General features: G+C 65.5%; 1 protein-coding gene and 2 pseudogenes. 2 read left to right on the forward strand and 1 reads right to left on the reverse strand.

The genetic code is table 11. The annotated features are described in order from the left end of the window. Nucleotides 1-62: 62 nt before the first annotated feature. A complete protein-coding gene (locus ACIBB8_RS37770) occupies nt 63-893 on the reverse strand; it encodes a hypothetical protein (RefSeq protein WP_398959925.1) in 831 nt (276 codons plus the stop codon). A 585-nt stretch (nt 894-1,478) separates the two neighbouring features. Between ACIBB8_RS37770 and ACIBB8_RS37775 the strand changes: the two are divergent. Then, nucleotides 1,479-1,792, forward strand: a pseudogene (locus tag ACIBB8_RS37775) (transposase); the annotation flags it as partial. 135 nt (nt 1,793-1,927) lie between these two features. Next, a pseudogene (locus tag ACIBB8_RS37780) lies at nt 1,928-2,372 on the forward strand (ISAzo13 family transposase); the annotation flags it as partial.

Genomic DNA, 2,372 nt, shown 5'->3' on the forward strand with positions numbered 1-2,372 from the left:
GAGCAGGTCTGGATCAACGAACCGACACCGGAAACAAAACCTCTACAACAGTCCGCATAGCGTCAAACCGTCTCATTTGACTTGACAACTTCCGGGACGAGGACGAGTTGCTGAGTGAACGTCGCCGAGGTTCCCGACAACTTCACTTCCTGGCCGACGGCCCAGGATGCGTTCAGGATCTCACCGGTGGGCATGCCGTCCTTGACGACGATTCCCTCGTACTCGTAGGTGAATCCGCTAATGCACGCCTCGTAGCGCTTGATGTCCAGGTTGCGTGTGTCGCACCAGTCGACCAGGTGCGGAAGCCCTGCCGTGGCCCCGAACCCTTCCTTTGCGAGGGCGTCGCGAGTCTTCTTGCTGTTGTCCGGGACCAGACGCGAACACGGCTGGATGTTCGTCTCCTTGTTCACCTCGCCGCAGCTCCAGCCGTCCTTCTCGCTGTAGCCCTGCGGCCTGGTGACATTCTCGGGTGCGCTGTACCCGGTGGGCGGCACCTCCGGTGGGACCGGGTACATGTTGGGCTTGCCGATGGGCTGCGGTTCCTGGAAGTCGTCCTCGTTCAGCACTGGGGCGTTCATGTCAGGCTCGGGGAGCTTGATGTCGACCGCGCGGCCACGGGTCTTGAACTTGCCCCACCCGGACCACTCCGTTTCGTACAGGCTTCCGTCGTAGGCGGATGTACGGAACGCGTAGGTGGTGCCCGGCTTCAGGTTCCCATCCGGGACGGTGACCTTCGCTGTGCCACCGGAGTTGACGTAGCCCGAGACGAGGACGCCGTACGGTTCATCCTTGATCATGATCTGTTTGTCGGGGTTGCCGAAAGCGTCCGTCGTGTAGACGGCGAAGGTCAGGTTGGCCTTGTCATCGTCCGGGTCTGTCACAGTATTGCTCAAGGTGGGCATGGTCCGATTGACCTGCCACACCCCGCCCGACTGCGTGGACGGCGGCCCGGCCACCAGATTCTTCCCCGACACGGGCCGCCCTCCGGCCAGCGCGAGACTGGTCGTCTCAGGTCCGTGGACCTTCGGCGGCGCTGCCAGCGGATCAGGTTCCTTCGGTAAGCCGGCAGCGGAAGCGGGTCCCGCCCCGGCCAGAACGGTAAGGACGGCGCCGACTGCCATGCAGCGCAGCGCCATCGTTATGCGTGTGCGTCGCAACGATCCTCCTTGAAGGGTACAGATGTTCGACGCAAGCCCATCACGTGCAACTCCCGTGGGATAGGGGAAAGATCGCCATTCTGTACACGCAGCGCTTGTGTCTTGATCGGGTTGATCGAGCCATTCGTAGGGTTGGGTCGCCCAGGGGTGCTGGGTGTGGCTATCAGGCGGCTGCCGTCTCGTGGCTTCCCTTGCTTCGCCGCCCGGCGCCCCACGACGACTCGGCCGCCGATTAGGAAGTGCGAACAAGTCGCTGCGTAGAGCAATGCCGGCGAGGTCGTCCGTGGCACGAACAGCACGAACACACACGTCAGGAGCACGATGAGCCGGATATGGGCGGGGATAGACAGCGGCAAGGGCCACCACCACGGCCTCGCCCTGGACATAGACGGCAAGACGCTGCTGTCGCGGCGGGTCGCCAACGACGAGCTCGAACTGCTGAAACTGATCGGTGACGTCTTGGACCTGGCCGATGGCCGCGAGGCCACCTGGGCCATCGACATGACCGGCGGGGAGCCCGCGCTCCTGCTGGCGCTGCTGGTCAACCACGGCCAGGAGGCCCTCTACATCCCGGCCGACTGGTGAACCGGGCAGCCGACGGCTACCGCGGCAAGCGCGAGGCCCGACTCGACGCCTTCCGATGGCTCCACCGCTACAACACCCGCCGCCGACACTCCCGCCTCGGACAACGATCACCGATCGCCTTCGAGAACGCGGGCCTGTCGATGAATTAGTGGGTTTCTTGCGGTAGTTGGGATCGTTGATGCGGTATGGGTCGCTTCGATGAGTTGATCGGTTCGTTGGAGGAGAAGTTCGGGGCGGTGACGTCGTACCTGGACGAGCGGCAGCGCCGGATGCTGTACGCGGCGGAGGCTCGGCAGCTCGGGCACGGTGGGATCGTTGCGGTGGCGCGGGCCGCGGGCGTCTCGAAGGGCTGCGTCAGCCGCGGCCTGGCCGAACTCGATGCGGGCCGGGCGCCGGACGGGCGGGGGCGGCGGCCGGGGGCCGGCCGCCCGGCACTGTCGGAGAAGGACCCGGGCCTGGTTCCGGCCCTGCTGGCGCTGGTCGAAGACACCACGCAGGGCGACCCGATAGGGCCGTTGACGTGGACGACGAAGTTGCTGCGGCATCTGGCCACCGAGCTCGCCGCCCAGGGCCGCGCGGTGGGTCGGGACGTGATCGCCGCATTGTTGAAGGAGGCGGGCTTCAGCCTGC

This window comes from Streptomyces sp. NPDC051286, from assembly GCF_044455345.1.
Lineage (GTDB): Bacteria > Actinomycetota > Actinomycetes > Streptomycetales > Streptomycetaceae > Streptomyces.